Source organism: Thalassolituus sp. LLYu03 (genome assembly GCF_050507655.1).
GTDB lineage: Bacteria > Pseudomonadota > Gammaproteobacteria > Pseudomonadales > Oceanobacteraceae > Venatoribacter.
This window is the reverse complement of record NZ_CP191496.1, coordinates 2,980,136-2,996,057: the sequence shown is the minus strand read 5'-3', so window position 1 is coordinate 2,996,057 and position 15,922 is coordinate 2,980,136. Positions and strand designations below refer to the sequence as shown.

The 15,922-nt window shown below is 57.3% G+C and carries 12 protein-coding genes and 1 pseudogene; 3 read left to right on the top strand and 10 right to left on the bottom strand.

What is annotated here, in order from left to right:
• Positions 1-16: 16 nt before the first annotated feature.
• Complete coding sequence (locus ACQUQU_RS13535; RefSeq protein ID WP_430460231.1) at positions 17-1,123, bottom strand: hypothetical protein; 1,107 nt, start codon at positions 1,121-1,123, stop codon at positions 17-19.
• Positions 1,124-1,523: 400 nt separating this feature from the next.
• Here ACQUQU_RS13535 and ACQUQU_RS13530 point away from each other — a divergent pair, with 400 nt between their 5' ends.
• Positions 1,524-4,256, top strand: a complete 2,733-nt coding sequence (locus ACQUQU_RS13530; RefSeq protein ID WP_430460230.1) for an ImpA family metalloprotease — start codon at positions 1,524-1,526, stop codon at positions 4,254-4,256.
• A 105-nt stretch (positions 4,257-4,361) separates the two neighbouring features.
• Here ACQUQU_RS13530 and ACQUQU_RS13525 read toward each other — a convergent pair whose 3' ends face one another.
• The 6 genes and pseudogenes from ACQUQU_RS13525 to ACQUQU_RS13500 form a co-directional block, all read right to left on the bottom strand.
• Positions 4,362-5,525 carry a hypothetical protein gene (locus ACQUQU_RS13525; RefSeq protein ID WP_430460229.1) on the bottom strand — a complete coding sequence of 388 codons (1,164 nt, stop codon included), beginning with the start codon at positions 5,523-5,525 and terminating at the stop codon, positions 4,362-4,364.
• A 707-nt stretch (positions 5,526-6,232) separates the two neighbouring features.
• On the bottom strand, positions 6,233-7,522 hold the full coding sequence (locus ACQUQU_RS13520) for an MgtC/SapB family protein (RefSeq protein WP_430460228.1): 1,290 nt from the start codon (positions 7,520-7,522) through the stop codon (positions 6,233-6,235).
• A gap of 174 nt (positions 7,523-7,696) precedes the next feature.
• The gene (locus ACQUQU_RS13515) at positions 7,697-9,199 is read right to left on the bottom strand and encodes a protein adenylyltransferase SelO (protein ID WP_430460227.1); all 1,503 of its coding nucleotides are present in this window, start codon (positions 9,197-9,199) and stop codon (positions 7,697-7,699) included.
• Between the two features lie 105 nt (positions 9,200-9,304).
• Positions 9,305-9,577 carry a TfoX/Sxy family DNA transformation protein gene (locus ACQUQU_RS13510; RefSeq protein WP_430460226.1) on the bottom strand — a complete coding sequence of 91 codons (273 nt, stop codon included), beginning with the start codon at positions 9,575-9,577 and terminating at the stop codon, positions 9,305-9,307.
• Positions 9,567-9,980: a GNAT family N-acetyltransferase gene (locus ACQUQU_RS13505; RefSeq protein ID WP_430460225.1), complete on the bottom strand. Its 414-nt coding sequence runs from the start codon at positions 9,978-9,980 to the stop codon at positions 9,567-9,569. Before ACQUQU_RS13505 ends, ACQUQU_RS13510 begins: the two co-directional genes overlap by 11 nt.
• 47 nt (positions 9,981-10,027) lie before the next feature.
• A pseudogene (locus ACQUQU_RS13500) lies at positions 10,028-10,609 on the bottom strand (NnrU family protein).
• A 63-nt stretch (positions 10,610-10,672) separates the two neighbouring features.
• Here ACQUQU_RS13500 and ansA point away from each other — a divergent pair.
• Both ansA and ACQUQU_RS13490 read left to right on the top strand, forming a co-directional pair.
• Positions 10,673-11,707, top strand: coding sequence for an asparaginase (ansA, locus tag ACQUQU_RS13495; RefSeq protein ID WP_430460224.1), 1,035 nt, complete (start codon positions 10,673-10,675; stop codon positions 11,705-11,707).
• Positions 11,708-11,711: 4 nt separating this feature from the next.
• Complete coding sequence (locus ACQUQU_RS13490; RefSeq protein ID WP_430460223.1) at positions 11,712-12,080, top strand: hypothetical protein; 369 nt, start codon at positions 11,712-11,714, stop codon at positions 12,078-12,080.
• Positions 12,081-12,129: 49 nt separating this feature from the next.
• Here ACQUQU_RS13490 and ACQUQU_RS13485 read toward each other — a convergent pair whose 3' ends face one another.
• The 3 genes from ACQUQU_RS13485 to exaC form a co-directional block, all read right to left on the bottom strand.
• The gene (locus tag ACQUQU_RS13485) at positions 12,130-12,414 is read right to left on the bottom strand and encodes a hypothetical protein (RefSeq protein WP_430460222.1); all 285 of its coding nucleotides are present in this window, start codon (positions 12,412-12,414) and stop codon (positions 12,130-12,132) included.
• 492 nt (positions 12,415-12,906) lie between these two features.
• The gene (locus ACQUQU_RS13480) at positions 12,907-13,917 is read right to left on the bottom strand and encodes an LLM class flavin-dependent oxidoreductase (RefSeq protein ID WP_430460221.1); all 1,011 of its coding nucleotides are present in this window, start codon (positions 13,915-13,917) and stop codon (positions 12,907-12,909) included.
• Between the two features lie 266 nt (positions 13,918-14,183).
• Complete coding sequence (exaC, locus tag ACQUQU_RS13475) at positions 14,184-15,704, bottom strand: acetaldehyde dehydrogenase ExaC (protein ID WP_430460220.1); 1,521 nt, start codon at positions 15,702-15,704, stop codon at positions 14,184-14,186.
• Positions 15,705-15,922: the final 218 nt, after the last annotated feature.

The window sequence follows — 15,922 nt, the reverse complement described above, 5'->3', positions numbered from 1 at the left end:
GTACCCTCCTTCTTTTTTAAGAACCGGCACGACCCGCGACGGGCCCGGCCAGCGATTGCAGAAATTGCACACGGCTGGCCGTCTGCGCATCCTGAAAAGGAACCTGCTGATAGTCGGCGGGGTTTACTTCCTCCACCGCATAAAAATCTTTCTGACTTATACCGAAGCCCACCTCCGGGCCCGGCTTTTCCGGAATGCGGCGCAGCTGAAAACTGCCAAGCCATAAACCCTGCGGCGCACTCAGCTGGGTCAGCAGACTGCCCCACACCTTAAGCGTCAGCGTGCCAGTACTGCCGCTGATTTTTCCCTGCGCCTGCAGATACGCCAGCGGCCGTTTGTCGGCATAAAACAGCGCGGCACCGAGTTTGTAATAGCCGGGCTTGGCGTTACTGATGTGCACCGGAATCAGCAGCTGGTTGTCGTCGCGCTGGCTGTCACCCACGCCGCTGATTTCCGCCACCGGAGTGAATAACGAGAAGGGCGCGCTCTGGCTCAGATGCTCGCCGTTGGTGAGCTGCACCTCGGCGCTGACGTTCAGTTCGGCCGGCCAGTCGGGGCTTGCGCCAAAGCGGGTGTGGTACAGCCAGTGGTCGGCACTGGTGCTGGCATTGGCCGACAACGCCTGAATCTGGCGGCCATCGCGGTCGCGCAGACTGAGGCTGACGCGCGCGACCTGAGTAAACAGCGCATCGCTGCCGCTCAGGGTCACGCTGGCGTCGATCATTTCGTCGTGGCGGTAGCGGTAGGCCGACAGTTGTACGCTCAGGTGGCCGGGCAGGCCGTAGGCCTCCAGCGAGCGGTGGCTGTGGCTGCCCTGATTGGGCGTCAGCAGTTCGTTGTGTTCCGCACCCAGCGGAATGGAATAGGGCGGAAAGGTCGCGGTGGCAGCGTACGCCTGGGCCACCTGATGAATGGCTTTTTTCATATCGGCGGGCATGGAACCTGCGCCATTGTCGCCGCTGGCCGGAAGAAGTTGTGCTGGTGACGTGGGCGGCGGGATTGTTCCGCTGTTGCGCTCAGTGGCAGCAACCTGAGGCGTCGTCACAACCCCGGGCCCGGAGCGCAGCGCCAGCACCACTAAAGCAGCAGCAGCCAGTACAACCGGAATGAAACGACGCAGCATGGCTCGGGCCCTTATTTTTGTTTGGGCTGAACCCTAGACCAGCCGCCGGGCCGGTAACAGCCCCGGCAAATCAGGCCATTCGTTGAGTTTTTACTTTAAAAATCAGTGCGTTGGCGTGGGATGTCCTGCACTGGGGCGCGTCCGGAACGGGTTGTTGGGGTGGGCCAGTTATTGCTGAATCTTGCTCATTAATTGACCTGTTATGTCCTCCGATTCAGTAATCTGTTGTTACTGGATGGATACAAAAACTCACAATCAGCATCGTGTCATATCGGGCCAATGTGACTCTCGTGCATAACGTGAGGCGATCCACTTTCGGGATGTGATGCGCTCACCATTCCGTGCGGGCCGTAATTGGTACTATTTCCTTACTCAATAATAACGAACAGTGAATGCTCTGATGAAACACACTTTGACGCCGTTACTGGCGCTCATTCTGACGGCTTGCGGTGGCAGCAGCACCAGCGAAAGTCATTCCGGGGGATCCAGCAGCGCGGTGGAAAAAGCCATCAGCACAGGCGACGCCTCGGTGGCTGGCGATGCGGAATTACTGGAAGCGGCACTGGCCACCATCGACCAGCAAAGCAAAGCTTACCTGAGCGTGAAAGCACGCCTGTTGCAGCTGAACAGCGATGGCAGCGCACGCAGCGACGGCACCAGCCTGACCGCCGTCACCTGGGACGTAACCCACGACGCGGCGCGCCTGGGCCCGCAGTTCGGTTACACCGACAGTCTGCTGATCAGCAACGCGTCTAATAGTGGTACGTCCGGGTCGTCGTCGTTTGCTGTGGTTGGCACCAGCGGCAGCAGCCGTCATCTGGTGCTGGGCAGTAACCCGATGCGCACCTGGAAACGCTTCCCGACGTCGGTGAATGATCAGATGCAGCAACTGCTGCGCAACAGCTTTGAGTGGCTGGCCGGGCGCAAAGATTTCGCCAAAAAGCCGCTGAATCTGGTGATCGCCCAGATGGACGAGAGCTATTACTTCCCCGACCGCAGCGCCACCCGTGCCTGGCTGAGCGAACAGTACGCAGAACAGGTGACTTTTAACGACGCGACTGTGTGTGACGGCACCGCGCTGGCCGCTTGTATTACCAGCAACACCGACGTGCTGGTCATTTCGCAGGTGGGCGGCAGCGAAGCGCTGAACCCATCCATTCTGGCGGCGGTAAAAGCGGCGCAGGCGAAAGGCAAGGGCATTTTATATCTGCATTACGATGGTGGTCTGACTGACCTCGGCAACAGTCTGCTCACGCATTTGCGCGTGACCTACAGTGCGGATAATTACTGGGCCAAGTACTACATGAACGAACAGGACATGAGCCCGTATTTTGCGCTGGTGCCGCCGGAAATTGCCGACATCCGCGATCTGCTGCTGACCCTGAAAGCCGGCGTGCCGTTCGACTTGAGCCAGTGCTCCGGTGAAGACTGCAGCATGGTTGATGGCTTCAGTGCCTTCAGCACCGGCCTTAACCGCGTGCGCAGCCGCATGACCTCGCTCGATCAGAATAAAAAAGCCATTTTTAATCAGGCCGGTGAATTCCGTCTGGATAAATTACTGGCGCTGCTGGGCGACAGTTACCGCCAGCAGGTGCAATTTCCGATGAGCCGTGACACGGCCGATGCCAACGCCTTTGCCCGTTCCATGTACGCCGATTCGGCGGTGTACAACCAGCGCCGTATCAATCCGGTGCAGGCCGATCTGGGTAATTTCAGCCGCACCGATTTCAGCCACATTACGCCGGTGACCCGCACCATCGACCTGCAGAGCAAACGCTCTTTCCGTGCCGCCGGTGTGTACGTGATTCCGGGTAAAACCGTGCGCGTCACCCGTCTGGACGACAGCGCCACCACGGTGGCGGTGGGTGTAAACAGTCTGCGCTCGGCGTCCACCCACTGGCTGGCGACCGGCAATGGTTACAACCGTCCGAAATATCTGCAGAGCCAGAGCATGGCGCTGGTTAAAGATGAAAGCATTGAATTCACCTCGCCCTACGGCGGACCGCTGCAGGTATTTTTTGGCAGCAACGACCAGACCGTGACCCTGAAAATCGAAAATATCGGTCTGCATCCGTACTGGAACGGTGAAGAAGACAACGAAGATTTCGCCGCGCGTCTGGCCGCCGGTGATTTTGACTGGGCGGAATTATCGACCTCGGGTTTTGAAGTGCATTCGCAGCTTGAGAAAATGCGCAATTCCATGAACGGCTGGGGCGGTACCGCCGCCGATCTGGCCATTGCCACCAAGCGTTATGTGTCGAACCTGCCGCACGTGCTGGCCGGTTTCCAGGGGCCGGGCATCGATGTGGTGGATGAAATTCACGATTTCGCCGCCGACAACGGTTTCACCGTACAAACCATTGATATGGTGAAACACATGAACGCCGACCAGCCGACCTGTGGCTGGGGTTGCTCGGGTAATCCGTACGACGCCGGCTGGAGTTTCTCGCCAATCGGTCACGGTGATATTCACGAATTAGGGCATGGTCTGGAACGCGGTCGTTTCCGCTTTGCCGGCTGGGACGGTCATTCGACCACCAACCCGTATTCGTACCACAGCAAATACCATTATTACCTCGATACGGGTAAAGACCCGGGCTGTCAGTCGCTGCCGTTTGAAAGCCTGTTCGATACCCTGCAGGCAAGCCGTAATCAGGCCGATCCGGTGGCCTATATGCAGGCGCAGAATCTGACCGGCTGGAGTCAGGGCGCGGCCATTTACATCGAAATGATGATGGCGGCGCAGGCGCAGGGCGCACTGACCGACGGCTGGATGCTGCTGCCGCGTCTGCACATTCTGGATCGTGAATTCTCAGCGGCGGTGGGCAACGACACCAACTGGGATGCGAAGAAAGCGGCACTGGGTTTTGCTTCGTTCACCCGCAGCGAAGCCTCGGCGCTGAGCAATAACGACTGGCTGATTATTGCTCTGTCGAAAGTGACGGGCCGCGATATGCGCGAATACCTGCGCATGTGGGGCTTTGCAGCCTCCGACGCGGTGTCGGCGCAAGTGGCTTCGATGTCGCTGACACCGATGAGCAAAACTTTCTACGCCAGCGGTGGTGCTGAGTTCTGCAAAGGACTGGATAAACCTTCGGTAGCGATTGATGGCACGTCGGCCTGGCCGCTGTAATCGCCGTCTTGCTGTAAGCCCATGACGCTTTGTCATGGGGTAATAAAAAAACCGGCCATTTCTGGCCGGTTTTTTTATGTTCGTTCGAATTGCACCAATGGGCGCTCAGCGATTGGCTTCTTTGAAATTATCGTCCGACGGTTCTTTGGTGTAGGCACCCTGATCATGCACCAGTTTTTTCGTGCCGTTCATCAGCGTACTAATGCGGCTGTCGCTGGTGCTGGCCGAGGCCGCCTGACGGGTGGTGCCGGTAATCAGCGGCGGATTAAAACTGAACGACCACAGGTAATGCCATACCGCCGAATTATGCTTTTCAACCTGCTGTGCGGAATTGAAATACCAGGGTTTCAGTTCGGTAAAGGCGGTCATTTTCATCAGGTTATTATTGGCGTCGCCGACAAATACCGTGTTGGTCACCGATGAGCTGCGGTAAGCCTCAAAAATAACGCCCTTGGTTTTCAGTTCGCTGACGTAGGTGCGGCACACTTCACCGACCCAGCGATTGCTCAGCCAGCTCTTGGCGTAATTCGAATAAAAAGGATCAAGCAAGGCCACGCGCTTCGGCAGCAGACGGCTGGACAGAGTACCGGCGCTGACCGCGTCGCTGATTTTTTTGGTCAGGACGATGGCCATCTGGTTACCCAGTGAGTGACCCAGAATACGGATATTGCTGCCGGTGTAGCTGGCCATATTGGCTTTGTACTGATCAAACAGCAGGTCGCCGGCCGACTTGCCCGGGCCGCTGCTGTACACACCACTGCTGTTGCGCCAGCGCATGGCGCGTGGACCGGTGGCGGTCCAGATTTTGGCTTCGGCGTCTTTTACTTCACCTTCGTCGGCGAACTGGTTCCAGTACAGAATGCCCACGTTGTAACCGGCCGCCAGCCAGGCATGGGCCAGATCCAGATCCGGGCCACCGGCGTCTTTGCGGTAGAAGGTTTCCCGGTTTTTAAGCACCGTTGATCCGTTCTGCCAGCCGTGAATATAAATCACCGTCGGTTTGTTATTGGCGAAATAGGCATTGCTCTGGCCGGGCACGGCTTTTTGCCAGTTGTCGTCGTAACCAAACCAGTACAGGCCGTAATCCAGATTCTGGAAGGTACTGTCGGGGAATACGCCGGTCGCTGCCTGCGCCAGTGGCAACGCGGTGAGCTGGGAAAACCCCAGTACCAGTAATAAAAACAACCGGCGCAGCAGGGTGTTTTTCGCCCCTGCGTCCGGTGCCGTGTAACCTGATGTACCGCTTTTCGTTATTGTTTTATTCAGCATTCAGTCTCTCCATGGTGTTAATGCCGGAATGAACCAGCGATTACAGAAACCGCAGCCACAGCGGCTGCGCATCCTGATGGGATCTGGTCATCAGGTGGTGACGGAGTAGCCGGAGACGCTGCTGGTTTCCGTTTTGCCATGCCGTTACCTGAATGGGGTCCTTAAGTGGCGGACACCCTAGCGCAGGCTGGCCCGACGTAAGAAGAGGGGGTAAATACCGGCCATCTTGATGCTTTACGCTGTTTGGCCTGATCGTTCCAATGTCAGTTTTGCGTAAACGCAATAACCGGCATTCTGGAAAAGGATTGGTGAAATAAAATTATTAATTGTCCTGTTATGCGTCGCGCTGGCGCGATTGTTCGCATACAAAACGCTACAAAAAAGTCGGCGTTGTGTGGGGTGTTTTGTCGAAATAAAACAGGTTTAAAACGATAGTTCCGGTATTTGAAGGGAATTTAACGCGAATTAAAAAGGAATTTTTAATTTGTCAGCCTTGGCTTTTATCGGGTGATTTCGACAGATTTACCAGCCGTTCTGTACGGTCGTTTTAAAAAGCCGTTCAGAACATGGTCAGACGCTATCGGGTTAGGGTGTCGTCGTGTGTAAAACCCGGTTAAAGAGACGATAAAAAAACGCCAGCTAAACCGGCGTTGTGAATCGGATAGGAATTATTGTTGGCACACGTAAGCATCAGCCCCAGTTCAGCATCAGCCCCAGTGCAGTGAGGCCCATAAGCTGGCAGCGCCAATCAGCAGCGAAATAAACATGGCGCTGGCAACGCGGATACCCAGCGCGCTTTTACCGATCACCAGCGACAGGCCGGTTTTAAACAGATTATTGACCGTCACCGCAATCAGAATGCCGGTGGCGGCGACGCCCAGACCCAGCCCATCGTTCAGTGACATGCGCGACAAACTCAGGCTGATGGCATCGACGTCGGTAATACCCGAAACCGCCGCCAGCAGATACACACCGGTGGCGCCCATTTCCTGCCGCAGCCATTCAGCGAGCAGCAGAATAATCACCAGTAATCCACCGAGCAGCAGCGCCGAGCGCAATTCCAGCGGATTTTTCACCAGCTCCGGATGGGTGACTTCGGTTTTATCGTGACGCAGGTTGATGATAATGGCCGGTAAATAGAGCGACAGCGTCATCAGCAATACCGGCAGCCACAACAGGCTGACCAGCTCGCGGTTGATCACCAGACAATAGAGCAGAATGCGCGGAAACATGGTGCCGCAGGCCAGCAGAATACCGGCCGCCAGCAAGGGCGCATTGGCCGGAGAGGTGCGCGCAAGGCGCGAGAAATGCAGCGTCAGCGCTGTCGATGAACTTAAACCGGCAAATAAACTGGTGAACAGCAGGCCTTTGCGCTCACCGAGAATGCGCACCGAAAAATAACCGATAAATGAGATCGAGGCGATCAGCACCACCATCCACCACACCTGATACGGATTAATCACACCACCGGGCCCGAAGCCCTGATCGGGCAGCAGCGGCAGCATGACCACAGAAATCAGCAATAACTGCAGGCCGGCGTCCAGCTCATTTTCGCGCAGCTTGCGCACCGCACTGTGAATTTCGCTTTTATTATCGAGAATTAAGGTGGTTATCACGGCGGCCATGGCGGCAATCACCACCTCGCCGGCGGCAGCCATGGCGCCGAAACAGAAGGTCAGCAATAAACCGACCACGCCTGTGATGCTGACGTTCTGACTCTGGCTGGCCTGCGTGCGGTAACCACTGATGGCTACGGCGGCGACAACCAGCAGCATGGCGGGTAAAAACCAGAGTGAAATGCTGTGCGCCAGTATCACGCTGATGCCGCCGGTGAGGGCAATTAAGGTGTGGGTGCGGATGCCGGCCACGCGCGCGCCGGCTTCCTGCTCGCGCGATACCCAGCCGCGCTGCAGGCCGACCAGCGCGCCGAGCAGCAGGGCGATCAGCAACTGAAAGGCGGTCTCGGTGTGACCGTTCATAAAAGGCGTCAGCTCCATGCGGCCTCCGGCGATAACAGATGCTTTATTTTAGCGTGTCATGGGCGGCCGGGCGCTGATGCGGATCAGGGCTTTTAAACGCGGTTTATAACGAATGCACGAACATGCGTTCCGGCTTCAGGTAAAACCCAGGTGCTCAGGTAAAACTCAGGTTCTCAGGTAAAACTCAGGTTCTCAGGTACCGCAAAACGTGCGCAGCACCTGTTGTTCCGGTTGCGGCGGTAATTGGTACGCGGCAAATTCAGGCGCTTCGCTGAACGGCTTTTCCAGCGCAGCCAACAGCGAATGGAACACCGAATAATCGCCCTGTTCAGCGGCTTTAATGGCCTCGGCGACTCGGTGGTTGCGCGGAATAATCGCCGGGTTGGCGGCCAGCATGCGGGCTTCGGCGTCTGGCAGTGCTTCGCGTTGCTGCAACGCCTGCTGCCAGCCGTCGATCCATTGATTCAGCTGCTGTTCCAGCGGCGCGGTTTTACGGCACTGCGGCAGGTCGAGCAGCGACAACAGCGCCCCGCGGTCGGCGCCCGACAGAGTGCAATGACTCAGGCGGCGGAAAAACAAGGTGTAGTCGATGCGTCCTTCCTGCAGCAGCACCAGCAGGGCTTCGGCCCGTTCACGGTCGCCTTCCTGCACTGCAGAAAAGCCGAGTTTGGCGGCCATGCCCTGTTCCCACGCGCGCTGATGCATGTGCACGTAATCCTGCAGAATGGCTGTGGCGTCGGCGACGGCCTGCGCTTCATCGCCGGGGAATAACGGCAGCAGGGTTTCCGCCAGACGCGCTAAATTCCACTGCCCGATGGCGGGCTGATTCTGATACGCGTAACGACCCTGACGGTCGATGGAGCTGAACACGGTTTCGTTGTGGTAGGCGTCCATAAAGGCGCACGGGCCGTAGTCGATGGTTTCGCCACTGATGGTCATGTTGTCGGTGTTCATCACGCCGTGAATAAACCCGAGCAGCATCCAGCGCGCGATTAATTGTGCCTGACGCTGACACACGGCACGGAACAACTGCCGGTAGCGGTCGTCCGCCTGTGTGTCGATATCCGGGTAATGCCTGGCCAGCACATGGTCGGCCAGCAGCTGCAGCGCTTCGTTGTCGCGGCGCAGGGCAAAATACTGAAAGGTGCCGACGCGGATATGGCTGGCCGCCACGCGGGTAAATACCGCGCCGGGTTCCATTTGTTCGCGCACCACAGCTTCGCCCGACGCCACCACCGCCAGCGCGCGCGTCGACGGCACGCCCAGGGCCGTCATGGCTTCGCACAGAATGTATTCACGCAGGGCCGGGCCTAATGGCGAGCGGCCATCGCCGCCGCGGGAGAAGGGAGTGCGGCCGCTGCCTTTTAACTGAATGTCGCGCTGCTGGCCGTTGGCATCGGTGACATCGCCCAGCAGAATCGCCCGGCCGTCGCCCAGTTGCGGGTTCAGATGCCCAAACTGATGGCCGCTGTAGGCCATGGCTAATGGCTCTGCGCCCTCTGCCATGCGGTTGCCACTGAAGAGTTCCGCCAGCTCAGCATCGTCCGCGCCGTTCAGCTCAATGCCCAGAGTTTGCGCCAGCCCGTGATTAAAACGAATCAGCTGCGGCGCTTTCACCGGCGTTGGTAATACGCGCGCATAAAAACGGTCGGGAAGGGCGGCATAAGCATTAATAAACGGGATGCGGACAGACATGGTGGGCCTTAATTTCTGACTATGCCGCTAGGATATTCCCGGGGGTGGCTGAATGCCAGTCACAAGGGCGCCGGTTTTCAGGAGAGATCAGGGCGTCAGAAGATTTCAGGGCGCCAGGCCCATATCGTCGAGGCGCAGCAGAATTTCCGTGCGCCGCTCGCGGGCAATCTGCTGCCATGGCAGGTCTTCCTGAGCGGCCAGCATGGCGTACAGCAGGTTCAGCGACAGGCCGGGCAGCGGTTTTTTAAGGCGCTGATACAGCTCGAAGGGGTCGCTTTGCAGAAACGCATCGACGCTGCTGACGCCAATGGTCGCCAGCATCGCTTCGCTTTTCGGGCCTAAGCCGCGCAGGTCGCGGATCCGGCGCTCAGTGCTCATTGCCGGCGTAAATCCACATCGGCGATGTACGCCCCGCGCGCTCGAAGCCAAGGGCTTCGTAAAACGCCACGGCATCGCCATCGGCGGTCAGCATCTGCTGGTGGAAACCGGCATAAACGCTCTGCAGCGCCTCCATCATGCGCCGGCCAATGCCCTGACCCTGCACGTCCGGGTGCACCAGCATGTGCGGGTAATACACCACCAGAAAGCCATCAGAAATGGCGTTGCCCAGGCCCACCAGACGGCCGTCGATGCGCGCCGTTACCAGACTGTGGGAATGACGCAGCGCGGGCAGCAGCTGGTCGGGTTTTTCGGCCGACGACCAGTGATTGGCGCGGTACAGGTCGACCACTTCGTCTTCGGTAATGCTGTCACTGAGCGACAGCACCAGAGATTCGTTCATTGTGTTTTCCCATCCTTATTCGTGCTTTCGGATTTGGGCACACCGCGTTAATTGGCAAGCGGTGCTACGCCAATCAGCAGTGCATGACCCCAGAAGGCAAACAAGGCCCAGGCGCCGATGCTGACGGCCAGTGTCAGCGCATCGCGTGAGGGGCCTTTATACACACGGCTGACGCCGGTGCGGCGGTCACGGCGCCGTGATACCGCAAAGCCCGCAATGCCCCACAGCAGAAACACACCAAACAGCAGCACGTCGTGCAGGCCGCCGTTGGCGATCAGGTGGGCGAAGGCCCAGAGTTTAATGCCGAGGTACATAGGGTGGCCGAGACGGGCCTGCAGCCGGTTGCCGGGCACCTGACTGGCGAACAGCAAAACAAAGGCGGGCAGGGTCAGCAGAGCGGCGACATGGCGTGTCCACAGCGGTGGTTACCACAGCCAGACCGGGTTCTGACGGGCATCGCCATACCCCAGTACCAGCAGAATCAGGCCACACAGGGCGACCAGAGTGTACAGACCCTTCCAGTTGAGCAGGCCCAGACGCGCCGCCATGGCGTTGCGCCAGCCGGGCGCGATTAAATTCACCGAGTGTCCGCCAACAAACACCACAAGTCCGGTAATAAGCAGTTCCATTGTTCTCTCCGCTGCGGCAACCTATATCCATTCAGGTGGGATTATGCAGCGTCGCAGGCTTACATGACAGAACAACGCAAACACATTTATATCGCCTACACAGGCGGCACCATCGGCATGGCGAAAACCGCCCAGGGCTATCAGCCGGTGGCCGGATTTCTGGAGCAGAAATTACGCTCGCTGCCGGAATTTACCCGCGCCGATATGCCGCAATTTACTGTGCACGAATATCAGCCGCTGCTCGATTCGTCCGACATGACGCCCGCGCACTGGCAAATGATCGCCGCAGATATTCTGGCGAATTACAGCCGTTACGACGGGTTTGTTGTGCTGCACGGCACCGATACCATGGCCTACACCGCCTCGGCGCTGTCGTTTATGTTGCCCGATCTGGGTAAGCCTGTGATCGTTACCGGCTCGCAGATTCCGCTGGCCGAAATGCGCTCCGACGGCCACGACAACCTGCTTAACGCGCTCTATATTGCCGCCAATTATCCGCTGGCCGAGGTGGGCCTGTTTTTTCATCACCAGTTGCTACGCGGCAACCGCGCCAGTAAAACCGATGCCAAAGGCTTTAATGCGTTCACCTCGCCCAACTGCGAACCGCTGCTGAATGTTGGCATTGATGTGCAGCCGCGCCTGCCACCGCTGCGTCCGCTGCACCCGAATACGCCATCGTTTCAGCCCGTAAGCCCGAAAGCCATCGCGGTGCTGACCCTGTATCCGGGGCTGGATTTTTCACTGGCCGAACACTGGCTGGCGCAACCGCTCGACGGCCTGATTCTGCAAACCTTCGGCGCCGGTAATGCGCCGCAGCAACCCCAGCTTCTGAACGCACTGAAAGCTGCCCACCAACGCGGCGTGGTGCTGGTCAATCATACCCAGTGCGCGCGTGGTGGTGTGAATATGGGCGGATACGCAGGTGGTCATGCCCTGCGCGATTGCGGGCTGGTCTCGGCCGGTGATATGACGCTGGAAGCAACGCTGACCAAGCTGCATGTGTTGCTCAGCCGCACCGGCGCCCCGGCACAGATCATTGCCTCGACCCGCACCCTGATGGAAAAATCCCTGTGTGGGGAACTAACCGCAACGGAGTAGCCGCATGAGTGCTGATTATTCCCGCTTACAACGCATCGCCGCCGCACTGGCCGCGCACAGCGATTTTGATGCACAGGTCAGTGCGTTAAAGGCGGTGGGCATCGACGAAGCCGAGGCCGAACATTGGGCCGATTTAATGCCGGTGGCCTTTGCCCGCGCTGCGTATCGCTTTCAGTATCAGGGGCCGTACCCGCTGGATAAACAACGCGATTTACAGGGCCGTCCACCGTTCAGCGACGACCCCTTATTTCAGCAGGCTCTGCTCTGGGCCTGCGATTGCGGGGCGATGGACAGCATCAGTTCAGCCGAGTTTAACGGCATCGTGCGGTTAAGCCCGGAGTTTGAGGTGATTCGCGAGCGGTTGAATTCGTAGTCGATATCAGGAATGAAATCCTGTCGCCATTGATTTGACGTGACAGCACCTATTGGAAATTCTTGCTGGGCATTTTCGGTAGGCGAGTTAATTCTTTACCTGGCGCTCTTCTCAGTTTGTATAAGCCTTCAGCAATTGGAGGGACTTCGATTTTTATACCAGTGACTTTGAATTCAAATTTTCCACCCGAAACAATCTGCGTTGCCGTCAGTGCTATTCCTGTGCCGCACAGGAAAATCTCGAACGGATTTCGTCGATAGATATCGACAAGCATTAAGTCCTCTTCGGTAGAAAGAGCTCTATTTGCTGCAGATTTCAGCTCCTCCTGAGACATGAGTTTCGCCCTTTCTACTATGGATTCGGCCAGCTCTTCTCTGGTTGCAGATATGACAGCTACATCACTATCTTCGTCAGCTTCCAGAGAAAATTTTTGTTCGTCTAACGCAAGTACATAACATGCTCTCAACCATTAAAAGTACTCTCCAAACTTGGCGATACTAACTGGTTGCCCATCTGACTGAATCGTAAAGGATATTTCGTCCATGAATTTCTCTGCATATGAAGTGAGTGGTTATTGTTAAATATGCACTAAAGGCTCTGGATTCATACTGTAGACAATTAAGTTTCCAGTCAATGATAGAAGCCGACTTCCTTGTTTGAAGTCTGTCCAACTAAGAAAAAAACGATTGAGCAGGAATAAAATTCCCCTGCTTCTTCTCTAGGTAAGGGTAAAAAGTAGGCGGAAGAATTGACCCACCGCCTATGCCGCAGGCTATCTCACTAAGCCCACGGCTCTTTGTGCCCTCAGTCGGCATTGAACCGCTGTTTATCCACGAAGACTGGCCAGCAATTCCAGCGCATGAATGCGCTTTTCCCGGTCGAAAATATCGTTGGTAAACATCAGTTCTTCCACCGGCATTTGCTGCAGCAGCATGTCCAGTTTCGAGCGGGCCGTTGCCGGGCTGCCGATCACAGATAACGCCAGAAAATCCTGCATATGAGCACGCAGGTGAATCAGGCTGTCGTCTTCCCAGATGGCCTGCATATCGTCAATCGGTGGCGGTAAATACAGCGGCTGTCCCTGCAATAAAGCCAGCACACGCTGCTGTGAGCTGGTGGACAGAAAACGCGCTTCGTCATCCTTGTCGGCCAGAATCAGTGGCAGACATAAAATGGCGTACGGCTTTTGCAAACGGTCAGAGGGAACAAACTGGCGGCGGTAAAGTGCCAGCGCTTCCCGTGCCAGACGCGGAGCAAAATGCCCGGCAAAGGCGTAGGGCAGGCCACGCTGAGCTGCCAGCTGGGCGCTGAATAAACTGGAGCCCAGCAGCCAGATATCCACCGCGCTGTTGGCCCCCGGATATGCTTTAACGCGTTTCGTGTTGTTATCAGGCCCGAGCAATAATTGCAGTTCGGCTACTTCGTCGGGAAAGCGTTCGGCGCGCATATCGTCACGGCGTAAGGCGCGGCTGGTAATGGGGTCGGTGCCCGGCGCACGCCCTAAACCCAGATCGATACGACCGGGAAATAACGCGTCCAGTGTGCCGAACTGTTCGGCGACAATTAACGGCGCGTGATTGGGCAGCATAATGCCGCCGGAGCCGACCCGCAGCGTTTGTGTGTGGGCGGCAATCTGGCCGATGAGCACGGCGGTGGCGCTGCTGGCGATGCCTTCCATGTTGTGGTGTTCGGCCAGCCAGAAGCGGTTCATACCCAGCCGGTCGGCGGCACGGGCGTAGTCGAGCATGCTGCTCAGGGTTTCGGCGATGCTGAAACCCTGTGGCACCGAGGCCAGTTCCAGCAGCGAAAACGGAATGTGGGTCAGGGGAGAAGTCATTGGCGCTCCACGGTCTCTCCGCCGGTGATGTACCGGGCATGATGCACAGAGTGCCACAAGCGCAGGGCGGGGTTCACCCGGATGACGGGAAAGCTTTGTTCTGTGAATCGCGGCAATCGGCGTTAACGCTGTTGTTTCTGCCGCGCCTGCGGCTCAGAACGAAAAAACGCCCACGGGTGCGGGCGGCGCTGAACATCAGCAAGCGGTATTTTTTACCGGAGTGAAGAAGGCGGCCCGAAGGCCGCCGGGGAATTGCAGGGAATACCTCAGAAGAAACCGAGCGGGCTGGTGCTGTAGCTGACCAGCAGGTTTTTGGTCTGCTGATAATGCTCCAGTGCCTTTTTGTGGGTTTCACGGCCGATACCGGATTTCTTGTAACCACCGAACGCGGCGTGGGCAGGGTAAGCGTGGTAGCAGTTGGTCCATACGCGGCCCGCCTGAATACCACGGCCCATGCGGTAGGCGCGGTTCATGTCGCGGGTCCATACGCCGGCACCCAGACCGAACTCGGTGTCGTTGGCGATGGCCAGTGCTTCCGCTTCGTTTTTAAAGGTAGTGACGCTGATTACCGGGCCGAAAATTTCTTCCTGGAAAATACGCATGTTGTTGTTACCGAACAGCATGGTCGGCTGAATGTAATACCCTTTAGACAAGTCGCCATTCAGCGCTTCGGCGCCACCGCCGAGCAGCACTTTTGCGCCTTCGGATTTACCGATGGCGATGTAATTCATAATGCGCTCGAATTGTTCTTCCGATGCCTGTGCGCCCACCTGTGTGTCGGTGTCGAGTGGGTTGCCGCGGATGATTTTTCCGGCGCGCTCCACCACCATGGCGATCAGGTCGTTGTAAATGCTTTCCTGCACCAGTGCGCGTGACGGACAGGTGCACACTTCGCCCTGATTGAAGAACGCCAGCGTCATACCTTCTACGCATTTGCTCAGGTAATCGTCTTCGTGCTTCATCACGTCGTCGAAATAAATGTTCGGTGATTTACCGCCCAGTTCCACCGTGCTTGGAATCAGCAGGTCAGCGGCGCATTTCAGAATGTGCTGGCCCACAGGCGTTGAGCCGGTGAAGGCAATTTTGGCGATGCGTTTGCTGGTGGCCAGCGCCTGACCGGCTTCTTCACCAATGCCGTTGACAATGTTCAGCACACCCGCCGGCAGCAGATCCCCGATCAGATCCATAAACACCAGAATAGACGCCGGGGTTTGTTCGGCGGGTTTCATCACCACGCAGTTACCCGCGGCCAGTGCCGGACCGAGTTTCCACGCGGCCATTAATAACGGGAAATTCCACGGAATAATCTGACCAACAACACCCAGAGGTTCGTGCAGGTGATAGGCCACTGTGGTCTCGTCGATTTCGGCCATGGTGCCTTCCTGCGCACGCAGACAACCGGCGAAATAACGAAAGTGGTCAACGGCCAGCGGAATGTCGGCGGCCAGGGTTTCGCGCACGGCTTTGCCGTTATCCCAGGTTTCGGCCACGGCCAGCATTTCCAGATTCTGTTCCATGCGGTCGGCGATTTTCAGCAGAATATTCGAACGTTCGGTGGCCGACGTGCGCCCCCAGCTGCTGAAGGCATTGTGCGCGGCGTCCAGCGCCAGCTCGATGTCGGCACCATCGGAACGCGGCACCTGACAGAACACCTGACCGTTCACCGGACTGATGTTATCCATGTAACGACCATTCACCGGTTTTACCCATTCGCCGCCGATGTAATTCTGGTACTGCTGTTTAAAACTGACGACAGAACCTGGCTGACCTGGATTGGCATAAATCATAGCGTTTCTCCTTATTCTTCTGAGTCGGCCGCAGGGACGGGGGCTGTGCCTTCGACCTCTTGCGGGGTTGTGCAGGGTCATCCTATGTGCTCTGATCATTCATCGCTTGTCTGTGCGTCCGGATGAGTTTGCCGAGCGTCCGCTCTTGTTCTGAGCGTGCAGGACGCCGGATAAACTGACGCCAGAGATGAAAAAGAATAAGGAAAACAAGCACCTGC

Coding starts and splice junctions, on each gene's coding strand:
- ACQUQU_RS13520 (WP_430460228.1), bottom strand. CDS start 7,522: ATGGAGCTGACGCCTTTTATGAACGGTCACACCGAGACCGCCTTTCAG.
- ACQUQU_RS13505 (WP_430460225.1), bottom strand. CDS start 9,980: ATGAACGAATCTCTGGTGCTGTCGCTCAGTGACAGCATTACCGAAGAC.
- ACQUQU_RS13480 (WP_430460221.1), bottom strand. CDS start 13,917: ATGACTTCTCCCCTGACCCACATTCCGTTTTCGCTGCTGGAACTGGCC.
- ansA (WP_430460224.1), top strand. CDS start 10,673: ATGACAGAACAACGCAAACACATTTATATCGCCTACACAGGCGGCACC.
- ACQUQU_RS13515 (WP_430460227.1), bottom strand. CDS start 9,199: ATGTCTGTCCGCATCCCGTTTATTAATGCTTATGCCGCCCTTCCCGAC.
- ACQUQU_RS13525 (WP_430460229.1), bottom strand. CDS start 5,525: ATGCTGAATAAAACAATAACGAAAAGCGGTACATCAGGTTACACGGCA.
- exaC (WP_430460220.1), bottom strand. CDS start 15,704: ATGATTTATGCCAATCCAGGTCAGCCAGGTTCTGTCGTCAGTTTTAAA.
- ACQUQU_RS13530 (WP_430460230.1), top strand. CDS start 1,524: ATGAAACACACTTTGACGCCGTTACTGGCGCTCATTCTGACGGCTTGC.
- ACQUQU_RS13490 (WP_430460223.1), top strand. CDS start 11,712: ATGAGTGCTGATTATTCCCGCTTACAACGCATCGCCGCCGCACTGGCC.
- ACQUQU_RS13535 (WP_430460231.1), bottom strand. CDS start 1,123: ATGCTGCGTCGTTTCATTCCGGTTGTACTGGCTGCTGCTGCTTTAGTG.
- ACQUQU_RS13485 (WP_430460222.1), bottom strand. CDS start 12,414: ATGTCTCAGGAGGAGCTGAAATCTGCAGCAAATAGAGCTCTTTCTACC.
- ACQUQU_RS13510 (WP_430460226.1), bottom strand. CDS start 9,577: ATGAGCACTGAGCGCCGGATCCGCGACCTGCGCGGCTTAGGCCCGAAA.